The organism is Pseudomonas sp. D3-10 (assembly GCF_051132175.1).
In the GTDB taxonomy this organism is placed as follows: domain Bacteria; phylum Pseudomonadota; class Gammaproteobacteria; order Pseudomonadales; family Pseudomonadaceae; genus Aquipseudomonas.
Map to the genome: position 1 here is coordinate 3,034,505 of NZ_CP071668.1, position 17,258 is coordinate 3,051,762.

A 17,258-nucleotide genomic window follows, 5' to 3' on the forward strand; every position below is an offset into this window, starting at 1 on the left:
AACGGACTGAAAAAATCCACGTGCCGTTCATTTTCAAATGCTATTTTTAGTACTCACTGGTAGAGCCAAGATGGCTCTTCCTTCCTGACATGAGCAAAAGGAAGCGCTTGATGAAGAAGGCGGGCTACAGATGAATAAAGGATCTTTCAGCAAGGTAACGTTCCCCAACGCCTGCCAGTTGATGCGCTGGCACTTCCATCCCATGGGCTTCGAAGCCAGCATGGACGCCCCGGGCAGTATGGTTGCCCGGTTATTTGACCGCGCGAGCGGCGAAACCATGATCGCGATTGCAGGCATTCCCTGCGCGACCGTGATGAACGCCCCCGACGTCGAGCGAATCATCGAAGCGGTGGAAGCCGAGCTAGAAGCCTTCGTCCCCCCGGTTGGTTTGCGACGATTCGCCTCGTGACGAAAAAAGCCCACATTTTCATGTGGGCTTTTTTGTCGTTAAGAGTTTTGCCAAGGCAGCTCAGCCGCGCGCACGGCGGTGATCAGCGAAAAAAGGTTTGCCTACCCCGACCCGGTCCGAGGCCTTCGGTGCGTTAGCCGCCTGGCTGTCCTGACCATCGACATACCAGTAGCAATGCTGCACCGCCCGTGTAATGCCCACATACGCCAAGCGCAGGATCTCATCGCGCTGCGCCGAGTCGTAAGGTTCGGCGTCGCCTTCCTGGCCCAACCCAGCCATTCGATACACCTGGTTTTTGTACGGCGAACGGGTCAAATGTTGGCAGTCGCCTATCAAGAACACCGCATCCGCCTGGAGACCCTTGGCGCTATGGTAGGTCATCTGCCTGAGGCGCCTTTGAGAATACGGCAAGCTAGAATCCACATTAACTGTTGGCTCAATATACTTTTGTATCAATAGCTTATCGCTGCTTTTTCGATACAACATCAAGATCGAATCGCCGTTGCGGTAGTGCTCGCCGAGCCGCCTCGCCAAGCCTTCGTCGTCCCGCTCCAGCACATTGACCGGGCTCGGCGAACGAGGCTCTCCACTGGCCTTGGCTTTTTTGCCGGGAATGGAAGGCGTCGTACCGACGATATGTTCGGCCGCGTCGATGATGTATTGGTGGCTGCGGTAATTCTCGGTGAGCATGACCCGCGTATTCGCCGGTGACGGAAATTGCTTGTTGAATCCCACGAAAAAACTCGGCGAACTGCCACGCCACCCGTAGATCGACTGCCAGTCGTCACCCACGCACAGCAACGACGACCGCTGGGCGCCCCGCCCCACATGCATGGCGGGCCCGCGCTTGCGCACCTCACTTAGGGTCGCTCGCAGCCAGGAGACGATCTGTGGCGAAACGTCCTGGAACTCATCGATCATCAAATGTGACATCGACCTCAGCAGCGCGTCATCGAGCAGCTTGAAGTTCTCCGGCGAATGCTCGCTGAACAGCGAGAACATCCGGTTGTAGGTCATGACCGGAGGGGACTGGTCAAGCAAATGGTCCTCGAAAGCCCGCCAGAAACGGCTCAGCGCCTCGAAAAAATACCGATCCGGGTCGTCCTTGGAGAAACACAGCCTGCCCACGGCGTCCGGGACATCCAGGCCGAGGTTTTCGATGAAGCCCGCCGCCGAAACGAAACAATCCAGCAACGGTGCCGAAGCCAACTCGCCCTTTATCTTGTAATCAAAGCCGGGGCCCGCCGTGGCGTTGCCCGCCAGCGAGGCGAGGACCCGCCTGGCCTCTTCATAGCTTTCGAGCCAAATCAACGGCTTACGGCAGAAAGCTTGAAAGAGGGTTCGCTTAACTGCCCATTCGGCGCGCAGGCTGAGCTTGGCGCCGGGCCGACTCAGTTGAGTATTTTCTCGCGGATCGAACCCTAGCATCACCCAGGCATCGAGGGTCGGTATGTAGCCGTGGCAATGAAACCTCGACCCATTGATCTCAAACGTTTCGCGCTTGGGCTCAACCCCTTTGATCGGCCAGGCGCCCGCGCGAAACCAGAGGTCTTCGATCGCATCGCACAACGCTTCGTCGCGCTGGGCCGCCAGCTCGGTCACAGCGATGCGCTTTTGCACATCCGGGTGGTCGCGCTCCAGTTCCTTGAGCTGCAAGGCGTGACGGGAAAGTGACGTCATCAGCGCACGGAACCGCTCGTCACGCTGATAAAGCCCGTGATAGCAGGCGTTGAGCTGCTGGCGCTGGGCATCGTTGATGCGCAGATCGAACGGATTGCCTTGGCCGTCCTCATCATCAGGCCCGGTTCGATGGCTCAGGGTCTCGAACGCCTGGAGCCGCTCGAATCCCGGCAAACTGCGGACCATGGGCAGGATACGAGAATGGAAGGTGCGCACCAGTTCGCGCGCCTCCTTCAACCCGATCGCCCGCCCCCAAAGCGCAAAGACCGAGATGAGCTTCTCGATGAAATCCTTGCGCGACTCCCGGGTAAATGTCACCACGGTCATCGAGCCCAGCTCGAAGCCCAGGTACTGTGAGAGCAGCACGATGCGCAGCACCAAGGTGGTGGACTTGCCCGCGCCCGCGCCCGCAACGACCGACGTCGCCGGCGTATCGCTGAAGATCATTTTCCATTGGGCGCTGCTGGGTTGCGCCTGCGCCGGCAACAGCCGGGCAACGTCAGCCTTCATGCGTTTTTTCAGCTCGGCCGTCAGGGGGAAGCGCCAGTCATCGAACAGCAGGTCATCGACTTGGGGAGCGGGATGTTCAGTGCTTCGCGAATCCCGGATCAACAGGACCTGGCGACCCTCTTCCAACCCCTCAGCTTTGCCTTCACTGAGACCATAGTCAAACCCGGCGGTGTGGCCGCTTCGAAAGCCATCGGCCTGACCGTGCAGCCAGGACGCCCGGTGTTGGGCGCGCAAACGTGTCAGGCCGTGGCCGAATAAACGCGCGGCCAGGCGCTTGAACCAGGGCATCTGGGCCAGGGGCAAGAGGTCGGAGGGAAGATCGGGACGGTGTTGCGGCACGCTTGGAGTCTCCGGAGTTCAGAACCATGGCGACTATGGTGTCTGGATTTACCGGCGGATTCCAGCCAAAAGCTTATAAGTCATGGATTTAGGCGATGAAATGAAAGTGCCATGGCAGGTTGGTATCGCAAGGTTTGCTGGCATGGCAATGCTTCGCGAGCAGGGTCACCCACCCCTGTATTGGCATCGCTGCCAATACAGGGGTGGAGCGTAACGTTCGGTTACTGCCCGGAAATGGCCCCGTCCACCAGCGCCTGGGCTTCGACCACCAGTTGTTTAAGGTGCTCGTCGCTCACGAAGCTTTCCGCATAGATCTTGTAGATGTCTTCAGTGCCCGACGGACGCGCTGCGAACCAGCCGTTCTCGGTCATCACTTTCAGGCCGCCGATGGCCTGGTCGTTGCCTGGCGCATGGCTGAGGATGTTCTTGATCGCCTCCCCGGCCAGTTCGGTGGACTGGACCTGGTCCGGCGACAACTTGCTCAGCAGTGCTTTTTGCTGCGGGCTGGCCTTGGCGTCGACCCGCACCGAGAACGGTTCACCCAACTCATCCGTCAGGGCGCGATAGGCCTGGCTTGGATCGCGACCCGTGCGAGCGGTCATTTCCGCAGCCAGTAACGCCGGAATCAGACCGTCCTTGTCGGTACTCCAGACGCCACCGTCCTTGCGCAGGAACGAGGCGCCGGCGCTTTCTTCGCCGCCGAAACCGAGGGAACCGTCGAACAGCCCATCGGCAAACCACTTGAAGCCCACCGGGACTTCATAGAGGCGTCGTCCCAGACGGTTGGCCACGCGATCGATCAGGCCACTGCTGACGACAGTCTTGCCGACAGCGGCATCGGCACGCCATTGCGGGCGGTTCTGGAACAGGTAGTCGATCGACACTGCCAGGTAGTTGTTCGGCGCCAGCAGGCCGCCGCTCGGAGTCACGATACCGTGGCGGTCATGATCCGGGTCACAGGCGAACGCCACGTCAAACCGTTCTTTCAGGCCGATCAGGCCTTGCATGGCGTGACTGGAGGATGGGTCCATGCGGATTTGCCCATCCCAGTCGACCGTCATGAAGCGGAAGGTCGAATCGACGTGAGTATTGACCACGTCCAGATCCAGTCGATAGTGCTCGGCGATGGCCGGCCAGTAGCGCACGCCCGCGCCACCCAGCGGGTCGACGCCCAAGCGCAACCCGGCATTGCGAATGGCATCAAAATCGATGACGTTGACCAGATCTGCCACGTAGGTATTGAGGAAATCATGGCGGTGGGTGGTGTCGGCCTTGAGCGCCTGTTCGTAGCTGATGCGCTTGACGCCGGCCAGCTGGTTGGCGAGCAGCTCATTGGCCTTGGCTTCGATCCATTTGGTGATATGGGTATCCGCCGGGCCACCGTTGGTGGGGTTGTACTTGTAGCCACCGCTTTGCGGCGGATTATGGGACGGCGTGATGACGATGCCATCGGCCAGGCCAGTGGTGCGGCCTCGGTTGTAGCAGAGGATGGCGTGGGAAACGGCCGGCGTAGGGGTGTATTCATCGCCTTCGGCAATCATCACGGTGACACCGTTGGCGGCCAGCACTTCCAGGGCGCTGGCAGCCGCGGGGGTCGACAACGCATGGGTGTCGATGCCGACGAACAGCGGCCCATCGATACCTTGGGCTTCGCGGTAAAGGCAAATCGCCTGGCTGATGGCCAGCACATGCCATTCATTGAAGCCCAGGTCGAAAGAACTGCCGCGGTGCCCCGAGGTGCCGAAAGCGACGCGCTGGGTCGCGACCGAGGCATCGGGTCGGCCCGTGTAATAGGCCGTAACCAGTCGCGGGATATCGATCAACAACTCTGCCGGTGCCGGCTTGCCCGCAAATGGACTGACTGTCATGCAAAACCTCGGAATGGAGTGGCTCGAAAATGGATGCAGTTTACTGACAGTTCGACCATCACGCGATGGGTTCGATCCCTGGCCCAGCGATCAAGATTGCTCGAGCTTCAAAGCGTCGGCCAATGCAGATAGGGCGGCCTGCCGATCGTCCACTGAGCTGAATGCGTGGGTCAGGCGCAGATGCTGGCCGTACATCCCCTGGATGCTGAACAATTCTCCCGGCGCGATGACGATTCGACGGGCCAGCAGGCGCTGAAAGACCCGGCGCATGTCAGCTGGGCGCGAAGTTCGCGCCCAGACCGTCGCCCCTCCTTCGGGCTCCACCCATTGCAGGCAATCACTCACCCGCTCGCGCAACAATTGCGAGGTCGACGCGGCGCTTTCCCGTAGCAAGCGGCGCAAGACCAGGAGGTGCTGGTCGATCCTTCCATTGCTGTACAGGCGTGCAATCGCCTTCTGGCGAATCGGCGACAGGCGAAATGCGCGCAGCAGGAAGTGCCGTTGCAAGGTCAACGTCAGTTGCCTGGACAGCACGTAACCGTAGGGCGCCTCGGCACCGATGGTTTTCTCGAAGGTGGAGTAGACAATCAGACGATCCGGGTCCAGCAGATCCCGAAATGGCGTGCTCCCTGGCTCGAATACCAAGTCGGTGTAGCTATCGTTCTCCAGCACCCAGGTACCGTATCGTTCGAGCAACCGCGCCACGGCGCGGCGATTACCCTCGCTCGCGCGCGTCCCCCTGGGCATGCTCAAGACCGAGGACAGCACCACCAGGCTCACCGTTTCGCTCGCAAGCAATCGCTCCAGTTGCTCGACGTCCATGTCCCCGCCCGCCGGTGATGGCAGCTCGATCACTTGCACATCGGCCGCTTGCAGCAGGCGCAGGACAGTCCAGTCGCCGGGTGACTCCATCAGCACCGTCGCCCCCTTGAGGGCCAATACCGCGATGAGGATCTCCAGGACACCTCGCAGGTCGGCACCGATATAAACGTCGTCGGCATTCCAGCATCGGGCCGGCGAAGACGTATAGCGAGCCGCAAGGGCCGTTCGCAGCTCCTGTTCGCCCCAGGGTTGTGAGGGCAATTGTGAAGCGCGCGGGTATTGGCGGAGCAACTCGCGCTCAAGCAAAAGCAGCGGGCTGTCCAGCGGCTGCAGGGAAGCCGGCTCATCATCGCTGAGCACCAGCATGCCAGGCCTGCGGGCGTTGACATACAAGGTTTCGAGCAAATCCTCACCGTCGCCCAGGTCGGCAACGCAGGGCACCGGCGACGCGTAGTAACCGGACTTGGCGATCGAATACACGCGCCCTTCCTTCTCCAGTAGGGAGTAGGCGTACTGGATCGTCGAGATGGATACGCTCAGGCGCTCGGACAACTGCCGCAACGATGGCAATCGCACCTTGGCGTCTGCGCCAAGCTCATTGATGAGGTTCGTCAGGTATCGGTAGACCGCCTGGTAGGCGAAATCTGTTTCCCGGCCTACCTTCATGAGCCCGCGCCAACGATACGAGCCATGGCCAGCCGTGCGGGGACGAGAAAAGCCAACCCCTTCAAACCCCGTTCCTCAGCGTCGCGCCGAGCGTTCGCGCAATCCATCGGTACCCTGCTCATCTTCATCCGTATCGAAGCCTTGCTCGACTGATTGCGGGCCGACCACCGAAACCGCCCCCCGTTCCGCGGGGACGAGTCGGACGCGGTACAACTTGCCAAGCATCGGGATAGACAGGCCGCTGACATCCACCATCCATTGCGCAACCTGATCGGCGACGGTCCCTCCCTGCAAGGCTTTGTGCAGGTCCGGCATCGCCACCAGCATGCCCGGATGGCTACAGCGCAGGAAATGCTCCAGCCCCGCGCCATTGTCCACGAAGGGCGCAAACAGCATGCACACCAGTTGGGTTTCATTGAGCCTCAGGGTGTTTTGCACCTCGTTGGCTGCCTGGGCGCGACGCTCGGGGATGGCCGCCGGCGAGCCGAACAGTTCCTGGACCTGTTGGCAGACATGGAGGGGTAATTGCTTGCGATGCATGAGCATGACAGTGCGCTGCACATAGTCGCCATAGCCGGTTTCATAGCTGCGGCCTTGCAGATAGCAGGCCTGCAAGCCGTACAGGTGAGCGGACAGGAACGGACTGAGGAACTCATGCTCGATCGTTGGCGCAACCAGCCCATCGGGACGTACCCGCAGAAATTCACTGAACAGAGGCCAGTTGTTTTCCTCCAGGCGATCGACGATCAGGTCGTCGATGCTGATATGCCCTATCCGCCGACAGGCCTCGAACTGACCTTCGGGCCGCCACGGCCCCAGGCGGGCCCGGCCATAGAACTGTTGGAAGAAATCGCCGCCTATCGTGTCGAGCTGCATGAAGAGGCCGTCGAAGCCACAACTCGGATCGACCGGCTGGCCAACCTTGCGGGTCGCACGATGAAGGCCCGCCATGAATTGCTTCTGCTGGCGTGGCGTGTCGCTGCTGACCCATGAATCGACGCCCGACTCCCAGCGCGCCACATGCCTGTAGAATTCCGCCATTGCCAGGTAGCCCTCATCCCCCAGGCCCAAGAGGCTGTCGGACGGACGCAGGTGGCCCAGCATCAGCATGTGGGTCCGATTGGACTCATACCACGCCTCCGAAGGTGCCTTGCGATGGTCGAATGGCACCACCTCACGGTTGTCGGCCATGAGCAGCTCCACCCTGGGGTCGTCGTAGAGGAACAGCGCGCTGTAGCAGCGATGAATATTCTCCAGGCTGGCCTGGGTCGTCTCCCCCAGGCGAGGCGTGGCGACGCGAAGATCAAACGTCGCCGGGTGCCGACCGGCGATGCTCAATTGCGCCGCTCGCAAGGCTGTCAGGACGTAGAACCCCTCCCGGCTCCCATTCTGCACCGACAGCACCCGGTAATCGCCGATTCGCTCGATGCCCCCAGCGGCGACGATCAAGCGTTGGATCAGGAGCTGCAGTGCAGTCCGTTCCGCTCGGGAATAAAAATCCAGCAAGCGTTGCAATACTTGCTGGTAAACGTAAGTCATTGCCTGTTCATGAATTGCACTCATAACCATTTACCTGGAAATTCGATTATCGGCGTCGCGCCCGCACCAAGCCGATTGCGCGACGCAGTTCTGAATATTGCTTTGTTATTGCCAACAGTATTGGCAATACGCTCCATGTTTGCCTTGGGCAATCATTTGACACATACGAGGCACCTTGACCCCGCCGCCTCATCAGAACCCAGGAAAACCCCGCAATCATTGCCCCTCGCTGAACAATCGTTACGTCCTAGGAGATTTCTTACAACTTCCCACAGACTAGAGAGACAACAGATAAAGAACATGCCGAAAAGCAACTCTCCTGTTGACCAACTCGATTTTCCCCATGATCGACGGGCAGGACCAAAGCAACTACCATTCGGGCCATTTTGAATATTCGCTGAAGGGTCGAAACCTGAGTAAAGTCTGTATTGCGCCACGACTTCTTCCTTGAGTTGGAAACAAGCGTTCAATTATCAGCACTTAAATAATGATTAGAAGATACAGATTGGCGCCAAAAACCAGTTCAGTTGCGCGACTTCGGTTTTTAACGCGGGGAAAAGCGGCATAGGTAACGCGCACAAGCAGGCGCAGGGCCGCCTTGGATAAGGCAAGACGCAATGAAAAGGCGCGTGGCCAGGCAGGCCAGGGCCGCGCAAGAGCCGAAACCGCTGGCTCTTGCGCAAGGAGGGGAATCAGGCGGGGTCGACCACCTGAAGGGCAACACGTTCGCGGCAAGGGCATTCGCCCATGTAGCGGTGGGCCTCGACGAACTCGGAGAAGGGAAAGACCCGAGTCTTGAGTGGCAACACGACACGATCGGCGGTGAGCTGGTTGATATCACGCAATGCGCGCTGCAAGGCCACCTGGTCCTGGACAATCCCCAGTTCCGGCTTGCCGGTGAAATTGCCGATGCAGTGCACGAAGAACTGGATGTTCTTCTGGAAGGCCGCGCAAGCCGGAAATGGCGTCTGGTTGCCACCCTGCAAGCCATACAGCACCAGGCTGCCACGAGGTGCCAGCACGTCACCCAGGAGCGACATCTGCGGACCGCCAAGGCCGTCGAACACGACGTCGACGCCACGATTGTCCGTCAGCTTGTTGATTTGCATCAGCAAGTCCTGCTCCTCGGTAACGATCACCTTTTCGGCGCCCAGCGACAGCAGATATTCGCGCTCGTCGGCAGTCTTGGTCGCTGCGATCACCCGCACACCCAAGGCCTTGCCCAGCTGCACGAACGACGGACCGGCGCAATGGCTGGCATCGGTGACCAGGGCAAACTGCCCAGGCTTGACCCGTGCCAGGTCCATGTAGGCGAAGTAGGCGATCAACAGCGGCGTGTAATGCACCGCGGCCTCGATTGGGCTGAGCACATCGGGATAGCGAGTCAGCGCGGTGCGTGGCAGCACGATGACCTCGCCATACACCGGATAATCGTTCGGACTCTCTGCGGGGAAGCTGGCGACCTTGTCGCCGACGGCCAGACCGTCGACACCGTCGCCGATGGCGGTGACCACGCCAGCCATTTCATGGCCCAGCCCCGAAGGCAGGCGCGCCTGGGACGACGCCAGGTTCTGGCGCCACAGGGTGTCATACCAGCTGATGCCGATGGCTTCGACGCGGACCTGCACTTCTCCCGGCGCAGGAAGAGCCGCCGCATGCTCTTCGCATTTGAGCACCTCGGCACCACCAAACTTGTGAAAACGGATCGTGCGGGACATCGCAAACCTCGTCAAAGTAACCTCTAATGCCATGAACTCTATCCGGGCTTTGTAGCCAAGACCACCAGTGGCTATTAATAGTCGACATGCCTGTCATTGATTCCGCAGCAAGAAAACCTAACCAGTCCTGTAGGACTTATCCCTAAGAAAATGCATTTACCCGATGCAGAGTACCAGCCTTTCCCCGTAAGATTCATGCCGGTCATTGTTCCCATATGGCCGCCCACGTCAAGCTTGCCGAATCTGCCAGGACCCCAGATGAATCGTAATGACCTGCGTCGTGTCGACCTGAACCTGTTGATCGTGTTCGAAACATTGATGCATGAACGCAGTGTGACCCGCGCCGCCGAGAAGCTGTTTCTCGGCCAGCCGGCCATCAGCGCCGCGCTGTCGCGCCTGCGCAGCCTGTTCGATGACCCCTTGTTCGTGCGCACCGGGCGCAGCATGGAACCCACCGCCCGAGCGGTGGAAATCTTCGCCCTGCTCTCTCCGGCCCTGGATTCAATCTCCACCGCGGTCAGCCGGGCGGCGGAATTCGACCCGGCCACCAGCACTTCGGTGTTTCGCATCGGCCTGTCGGACGATGCCGAATTCGCCCTCCTGCCCATGCTGCTCAAGCGCCTGCGAGCCGAAGCACCGGGCATTGTGCTGGTGGTGCGCCGGGTCAATTACATCCTGATGCCGGGCTTGCTGGCCTCGGGGGAAATCTCCATCGGCGTCAGCTATACCGACGACTTGCCGGCCAATGCCAAACGCAAGGTATTGCGTCGCAGTTCGCCGAAAGTGCTACGGGCCGACACCGCGCCGGGACGGCTGACCCTGGACGAATTCTGCGCCCGGCCCCACGCCCTGGTGTCATTCGCCGGGGATTTGAGCGGCTTTATCGATGAAGAACTGGAAAAACTCGACCGCAAGCGCCATGTGGTACTGGCGGTTCCGCAATTCAACGGCCTGAGCACACTGTTATCGGGCACCGACATCATCGCCACCGTACCCGATTACACCGCCGACGCATTGACCGCCGCCGGCGGCGTGCGCGCCGAAGACCCACCCATCCCGGTGCGAAGCTTCGAACTGCACATGGCTTGGCGGGGATCACAGGATAATGACCCGGGAGAACGCTGGTTGCGGTCGCGGATCCAGATGTTTTTTGGCGACCCTGAGAGTCTTTAGGTTTCGTCCGGCAGGCTGTTTAGCTGATCATTTCTGACTTTTCACCGGCCGTGGCGATCCATTCACACCGGGCAGCGCTCGTCGTTCGCGCCACTCACTACTCACTGGACGTCATGCAAACACGTCATTTCTGTGAAAGCATGTTCAGGCGCTGATGTTGATCCACTGTGTACTTTTCATCGCCCGCTACAGGTACCCAATCCTTTAAAGGTGTCAGAAAGTGCAGTTCAAAACGACGTGACAGGAACGCCCATTTTCCGTCGCGACGTTCAAACCTGTCGTGGTACAGCCCACTGGCTTGAACCGGACCTTTTTCAATGTCATGGAACAGGCAATCCGCGGCCACCGTACCCGCCGCGCTGTCACCCTTGATTTCGATCAGTGGGTTGGCCATCCAGTGGTGCATATAAGGCATCTGGTGCCAGCTGTTTTGCGCCATCGCCAGGATTTCGTCACGGTTTCCGGCCTTACCGAAACCCGGTAAGTCCAGTGTCGATTCTTCGTGCCAGATTGCGCTCAGGAGCAACACGTCAACGCGATCGAAGGCATTGGCGTAGGCGCTGATCAGCGACTCGATTGCGGCGCGACTTTCCAGGGCGTCCAGTCGGGTGCTCAGTTCTTCAATGTTCATGATGGGGTTTCCTGCTGAGACTTCGCAAAAGCGAAAAAGGCAACCCTCTGCGAGGGCTGCGCTGCGGTTAAGCAAGTGTTCAGATCTGCGACAGGCCGCCGTCGACCATCAGCTCCACACCGTTGACGTATTTCGCATCGGCGGATGCAAGGAACAGCGCCGACGAGGCGATTTCTTCAGGTTGGGCCATATACCCCAGCGGAGTGATCTGCTCGACATGTTGTCGCAGCGCGGCGATGTCGCGTTCGCTCATCTTCAAGCCGTTATCCATCAGAGGCGTGCGGGTGAAGCCAGGGCTCAGGACATTCGCTCGAATCCTGCGACCTTTGAGTTCGTTGGCCCAAGTCCTTGCGAAGGACCGCACCGCGGCCTTGGATGCGTTGTAAAGGCTCAGCCCTTCCATCCCGTTGCTGGAACAGATAGAGGCCGTCAACACGATCGAAGCGCCATCTTTCAACAATGGCATTAACGTCTGGACGGTAAAAAAAACGCCCTTTACGTTAATGTCGAACATATTGAAATAAGCCGCCTCCGTGGTCTCGCCCACCGGGTTTTTTTCACAAATGCCCGCGTTGGCAAACACTGCGTCCAATTGATCGTCACGGGCCACAATGGTCGCCTTGAGCTTATCGAGATCAGCCTGGCGCGCGACATCCGAAATGACCGCGACGGCTCTGTCGCCCAGCTTTGCCACCGCAGCTTCCAGCGTGGCTGCAGAACGACCCGTGATGTAAACACGCTTGGCTCCCTCTGCAATCAAACCCTGCGCAATCGCAAATCCGATCCCGGTGGATGCGCCGGTGACAACTGCAACCTGATTGGCGAATTTACCTGACATATCTGACTCCTCAGCCTCGGTTGTGTGGCTCGATTGAAACCACAGTACGGCCATTTTGAGATGAGTCAGGGGCTAAGCGGCACTGCCAAAAATGAACATTGGCCGTTCAGTTATGTGAGGCGTCAGCGAAGGTTTGATCGTTTAGATTCGAGTCAGCTGATTCAGAGCATGACCCGCAATCGAGAATATCTGGAACCGAAGTGTTTCAGGAAGGAGACCTTATGCCTCAGACTAAAATCGCCCCCCCGGAACCGCGGCGCTGGTTGATGTTCGCCATCTTGTTGGTCGGTGCGTTTTTACCGCCGCTGGATTTTTTCATCGTCAACGTAGCACTGCCCTCGATTCAACAATCGCTGGGCACGGCCTCCTCCGCCGAACAGTTGGTCATCTCGTCATATGCAGCTCTTTATGCCGTGACATTGATCACCGGGGGTCGGCTCGGCGATATCTACGGCCGCATGAGAATGTTCTTCGTTGGCCTGGTTGGCTTTGCAATCGCCTCATTGATCTGCGGTGTCGCCGAGTCACCTTGGATGTTGATCGCCGGACGTTCGCTGCAAGGCGTGACGGCAGCGGTCATGGCGCCCCAGGCACTCGCTTCAGTGCAGGCCATATTCCCTGAGTCCGAAAAACCTTTGGCGTTGAGCCTCTATGGCGCAGTCTTTGGTCTGGCGTCGGTAGTCGGCCAGGCCCTTGGCGGAATATTGATATCGCTCAACTTGATGGGCTTGGGGTGGCGGGCGATATTTCTTGTGAATTTACCGATTGCGTTACTGGTGATTCTGATCGCCATTGCGGTGGTCAAGGAAACCCGCGCACCACATACAAGCAAGCTTGATCTGGGCGGAACGGTACTGTCCATGGTGACGCTGGGAGCGCTGATCGTGCCGCTGATCGAGGGGCGTGAAGCGGGCTGGCCTTTGTGGGCCTGGCTGTCGCTTGCGGCGGTGCCGCTGCTGGCCTGGCTGTTCTGGCGCTACGAAGCCCGTTTGCACCAAGCGCAAGGCGCGCCGTTGCTGAATCCTGCCGTACTGCGCGCGCCTGGGTTGGGCCGGGCACTGTTCGTCGCTCTGACCTTTTACGCGATCGGCGTGTTTTTTCTGCTGTTTTCTATTTATCTACAGGGAGCGCTGCATATGAGCCCACTCAATGCAGGCCTCGTCTTCCTTCCTTTCGGCGCGGGCTTTTTGCTGGGACCGCTCTCCACTCCTCACTTCAGGCATTTGCTGGGGGCGTACGTCAATCCGGTCGGGATGGGACTTGAAGTGTTGGGGCTCATGCTCCTGGCCTGGCTCGTGGCGCACACGCCGATGTCCGTCAGCCCCGCTGCGCTGCCCCTTGCCGTCATTCTGTTTCTGATCGGCTTCGGACAAGGACTGGCCCTTCCGACATTGATGCGCATGATCACAGGGCGCGTGGCGCCAGCGTACTCCGGCATGATTGCGGGCATTACCAGCTCTACTCTGCAAATCAGCACATCACTGAGTGTCGCGATAATAGGCGGAGTTTTTTACGCCCTTCTAGGCACGGACACAGACGCGGCTGCCATCACACACGCCTTCACCGTCTCAATACTCTGTATCGCGGCATGCCTGGTCGTAGGCACGGGACTCAGCCTTACCCTGGCGCGCCAACCTGCTGCGCAACTGCAAACGACAGCCATGCACCCAGCGGAGTGAGTCAACCGCCTGCCTGGTTGCCGATCATGATGGAAGCAAGGTCGGCAAGAGCACGCAAGCTGTCCATCTGCCGCATGTCCTGGTGGTAGCCCATCCATATGTCGCGGCCCGGTGGCGCCTCATGCGGATCAATCAGGCGCAGCGCCGTTAACCGGTCGCCCAGGGCGCGGGGCAGCACAGCGATGCCCTGCCCTTGCGCGCACATCTGCGCCTGGACGGTGCGACTACTACTGGTGAACACCGTACGGGCCAGAGGGTAACGCTGCCGCAGCCACTGCACATCGGGATAATGTGATTGGGCGACACTCATGGTAATCAAGCCAACCCCCTCGCCCTGCGGCTCGAGGTCAGGAGATCCGACGGCGGTGTACAGCCCATAGCTCAGGGAAGTGAGTTTGCGGTGAACAATATCGGGTTCGGTGAAAGGAACGATCCGAAACGCGATGTCGGCGTCGCGACGGGCCAGGTCGAACAATCGATGCCCGGCGATGACCTCGGGCACGATCAGCGGATAACGTCGCCCCAGTTCGCTCAGAACCGGGGCCAGCACGTAACAGGCAAACCAGTCAGCGCAGGAGATGCGCAACACACCTTCTGGCTGCGCGCTGTCGCCCGCAAGGCGCCGCTCGATGGCCAACGCACTTTGCTCCATTTGCTGCGCCAGGCTGAGTAGCTTCTCTCCGCTCTCGGTCAGTATCAGACCTTGGGTGGTACGCAGGAAAATGGGCTGGCCGCTGGACTGTTCAAGCACCTGCAAGCGCCGCCCCACGGTCGGATGGCTAACACCCAACAGCTTGGCAGCAGCGCCCAATGACCCACTGCGGGCAATCGCGAGAAAGACCCGCACATCACTCCAATCCATGCTCCGCCCCGATGCAAAAATGAAGAGTGAGAGTGCAGCAATGGCGATGCCGTAGCAATCCCGCGCTCGACAGACATGTCTACAAACTAGTCGACACACCATTCGGAGACGGGAAATGAAGACAGGCTTTATCGATCTGGGAAGTACTGCGCCTTGACCTTACCGCGAAACACCCAGAACCCCCACGTGTTGTAGGCCAGCGTGACCGGCACCAGCACCGCGAATCCCACGAGCATGAACCCTTGGCTCGAAGCGGGAGCAGACGCTTGGCTGATCGCCAGCGACGGCGGCAGGATCAACGGATAGAGGGTAATGATCGCGGCAGCGAACGCCGTGCCAAACCATCCCAATACCGCAAACAACGGAAGGAAATGGTATCGGCTGGAAAAAGCCCGGTAAAACCCGACCAGCAACGCGCACTGAACAAGCAGAAGCGCCGGGCTCAGGTTTGATTCAAGAAGATGGTCTCGATAGGACGGCGCCAACTCGCTGGTCCACACCACAATGATTGCAATGCCTGCCAGTGTCAGCCACCCCAGCCATCGCGCCTGCCTTCTGGCCGCCGCTTGCAGCGCGCCTTCGGTTCGCCAGAACAGCCAGCAACTGCCAAGCAGTGCGTAGCCAATCACCAGCACCAGGCCACACGCCAGCACAAATGCACTCAACCACTCCCAACCGTTTCCGGCGAACCGGCCCTCATGGTGATCGATTCCCTGTACCACGCTGCCCATGATGACACCCTGGCAAAGCGTTGCGATCAACGAGCCAGTCACGAGGCTGACGTCGAGCCAGCGCTTCATTCGTGCAGGCGCGTCGGCCCGGAACTCCAACGCGACGGCCCTGACAATCAATGCCAGCAGCATCGCGATCACGGGGATATACAGGGCGGAAAACAAGACGCTGTAAGCCACGGGAAAAAGCGCGAGCAAACCGCCGCCACCGAGCACCAGCCAGGTTTCGTTCCCGTCCCAGATCGGCAGGATGGAGTTGACCATGATCTGCTTATCGTCGGGGTGTTGGCGGGTCGCGAAGAGGATGCCGACGCCCAGGTCGGTGCCGTCCAGAATCACGTAGGTGATGATCGTAAAGGCAATTGCGGCGGCCGACAGATTGGGTAACAGCGCTTCAGAGATGAACATCACGATTTCCTCCGCGTTGCGCTGGCTTGATCGTCGGCATCCGTTGAAGTTGCCGGCAGTCGGTTGATGGCGCGTATCAGGTAAAACAGCCCCAGGCCGAAAACCAGCAGGTACAGGATCACCAGGGCGAGTGTGCTGCCCAGGACGAATGAGAGCGGTTGCTGCGAGCTGCTGTGAACGGTGCGCATCAAGCCATAGACCGTGAATGGCTGGCGCCCGACTTCGGTAACCACCCATCCGCAAACCATCGCTACGAACCCGGCCGGGGCCATGAACACCGCACAGCGCATCAGCCATCGACACTCGAACAGACCGCCGCGCCAACGCAAGAAGAGACTGGCGATACCCATGGCCACGATCAGCAAGCCGATGCCCACCATGATACGAAACGCCAAAAAGACCACGGCCACGGGCGGGATGTCTTCGGGCGCGAAATCATCAAGGCTCTGTATGGTGCCGGTCCAGTCGTGGCGCAGATAAAGCGAGCCGAGATGGGGTATCGCCAGTTCGAAATCATTTTTGCGGTTGGCCTGGTCCGGTATCGCAAACAACCTCAGCGGCTCGCCCTGGCCGGCTTCCGGGCGTCGCCAGGAACCTTCCATCGCGGCCAGCTTCTGCGGCTGGTGATCTCGGGTATTTTCGCCGTGCAGGTCCCCCGCGACGAGTTGGATAGGCCCGACCACGGCCGCCATCCACAGTGCCATTGAGAACATCACTCGCGCAGGCGCGTGGGTATTGTTGCGCAGCAGGTGCCACGCGCCCGCGCCGCCCACGAGGGTGGCGGTGCCGAGAAACGCGGCGATGCTCATGTGCACCATACGGTAGGGAAACGAGGGGTTGAATATGATCTGCAGCCAGTCTTCGGGCACGAACCGGCCATCGCCGGCAATGCTGAAGCCCGCAGGGGTATGCATCCAGGAATTGGCTGACAGTATCCAGAATGCACTGAACAACGAGCCGACGGCCACCGCGCACGTGGACAGAAAATGCAGGCGCGGCCCGACTTTGTTCATGCCAAACAGCATCACCCCGATGAAGCCTGCTTCCAGGAAAAACGCGACCATGACTTCATAGAACATCAGAGGCCCGAGGATGCCCCCCGCCCGGCTGGCCAGCGCGCTCCAGTTGGTCCCGAACTCGAACTCCATGACCAGCCCTGATGCCGTGCCCACGGCGACCGTCAAGGCGAATATCTTCAGCCAGAATCGGTAGACGTCCATATAGACCTGACGCTTTCGCCACAGCCAGAGGGCTTCCAGCACCATCAGGTAATTGGCCAGGCCGATGGAAAATGCGGCAACCACGATGTGGAAGCTAATGGTGAACGCAAACTGGTAGCGCGCCAGCACCAACGCCGAATCCATCGATTCCATGGGCAGGCCCCG

The 17,258-nt window shown here is 59.7% G+C and carries 13 protein-coding genes; 3 read left to right on the forward strand and 10 right to left on the reverse strand.

Annotated elements, in window-relative coordinates:
* The first annotated feature begins 130 nt into the window (after positions 1-130).
* Positions 131-409 carry a DUF1652 domain-containing protein gene (locus J3P90_RS13690; protein ID WP_003201764.1) on the forward strand — a complete coding sequence of 93 codons (279 nt, stop codon included), beginning with the start codon at positions 131-133 and terminating at the stop codon, positions 407-409.
* 60 nt (positions 410-469) lie between these two features.
* Here J3P90_RS13690 and J3P90_RS13695 read toward each other — a convergent pair whose 3' ends face one another.
* The 5 genes from J3P90_RS13695 to J3P90_RS13715 form a co-directional block, all read right to left on the reverse strand.
* Complete coding sequence (locus J3P90_RS13695; RefSeq protein WP_434674871.1) at positions 470-2,938, reverse strand: UvrD-helicase domain-containing protein; 2,469 nt, start codon at positions 2,936-2,938, stop codon at positions 470-472.
* Positions 2,939-3,159: 221 nt separating this feature from the next.
* Entirely contained in the window at positions 3,160-4,806 is a 1,647-nt protein-coding gene (pgm, locus tag J3P90_RS13700; RefSeq protein WP_434611371.1) for a phosphoglucomutase (alpha-D-glucose-1,6-bisphosphate-dependent), read from the reverse strand.
* 90 nt (positions 4,807-4,896) lie between these two features.
* On the reverse strand, positions 4,897-6,294 hold the full coding sequence (locus tag J3P90_RS13705; RefSeq protein ID WP_434564005.1) for an aminotransferase class I/II-fold pyridoxal phosphate-dependent enzyme: 1,398 nt from the start codon (positions 6,292-6,294) through the stop codon (positions 4,897-4,899).
* A 75-nt stretch (positions 6,295-6,369) separates the two neighbouring features.
* Positions 6,370-7,857, reverse strand: a complete 1,488-nt coding sequence (locus J3P90_RS13710) for a hypothetical protein (RefSeq protein WP_420764011.1) — start codon at positions 7,855-7,857, stop codon at positions 6,370-6,372.
* Between the two features lie 668 nt (positions 7,858-8,525).
* A complete protein-coding gene (locus J3P90_RS13715) occupies positions 8,526-9,551 on the reverse strand; it encodes a zinc-dependent alcohol dehydrogenase family protein (protein WP_434674872.1) in 1,026 nt (341 codons plus the stop codon).
* Positions 9,552-9,809: 258 nt separating this feature from the next.
* On the opposite strand from J3P90_RS13715, the gene J3P90_RS13720 reads away from it, so the two are divergent.
* Entirely contained in the window at positions 9,810-10,724 is a 915-nt protein-coding gene (locus J3P90_RS13720) for a LysR family transcriptional regulator (RefSeq protein ID WP_420764013.1), read from the forward strand.
* Between the two features lie 124 nt (positions 10,725-10,848).
* Here the strand turns inward: J3P90_RS13720 and J3P90_RS13725 are convergent, their stop codons facing one another.
* Together J3P90_RS13725 and J3P90_RS13730 are read right to left on the reverse strand one after the other, a co-directional pair.
* Positions 10,849-11,355 carry a nuclear transport factor 2 family protein gene (locus J3P90_RS13725; RefSeq protein WP_434674873.1) on the reverse strand — a complete coding sequence of 169 codons (507 nt, stop codon included), beginning with the start codon at positions 11,353-11,355 and terminating at the stop codon, positions 10,849-10,851.
* Between the two features lie 79 nt (positions 11,356-11,434).
* Complete coding sequence (locus J3P90_RS13730; protein ID WP_434674874.1) at positions 11,435-12,193, reverse strand: SDR family NAD(P)-dependent oxidoreductase; 759 nt, start codon at positions 12,191-12,193, stop codon at positions 11,435-11,437.
* Positions 12,194-12,414: 221 nt separating this feature from the next.
* Here J3P90_RS13730 and J3P90_RS13735 point away from each other — a divergent pair, with 221 nt between their 5' ends.
* Complete coding sequence (locus J3P90_RS13735) at positions 12,415-13,872, forward strand: MFS transporter (RefSeq protein WP_434674875.1); 1,458 nt, start codon at positions 12,415-12,417, stop codon at positions 13,870-13,872.
* Position 13,873: 1 nt separating this feature from the next.
* Here the strand turns inward: J3P90_RS13735 and J3P90_RS13740 are convergent, their stop codons facing one another.
* From J3P90_RS13740 to J3P90_RS13750, 3 genes are all read right to left on the reverse strand, one after another.
* Positions 13,874-14,734 carry a LysR family transcriptional regulator gene (locus J3P90_RS13740; RefSeq protein ID WP_434563984.1) on the reverse strand — a complete coding sequence of 287 codons (861 nt, stop codon included), beginning with the start codon at positions 14,732-14,734 and terminating at the stop codon, positions 13,874-13,876.
* Between the two features lie 128 nt (positions 14,735-14,862).
* Positions 14,863-15,873, reverse strand: coding sequence for a cytochrome d ubiquinol oxidase subunit II (gene cydB, locus J3P90_RS13745; protein WP_434674876.1), 1,011 nt, complete (start codon positions 15,871-15,873; stop codon positions 14,863-14,865).
* Entirely contained in the window at positions 15,873-17,246 is a 1,374-nt protein-coding gene (locus J3P90_RS13750) for a cytochrome ubiquinol oxidase subunit I (RefSeq protein ID WP_434674877.1), read from the reverse strand. The genes cydB and J3P90_RS13750 overlap by 1 nt, the downstream gene beginning before the upstream one ends.
* Between the last annotated feature and the right edge of the window lie 12 nt (positions 17,247-17,258).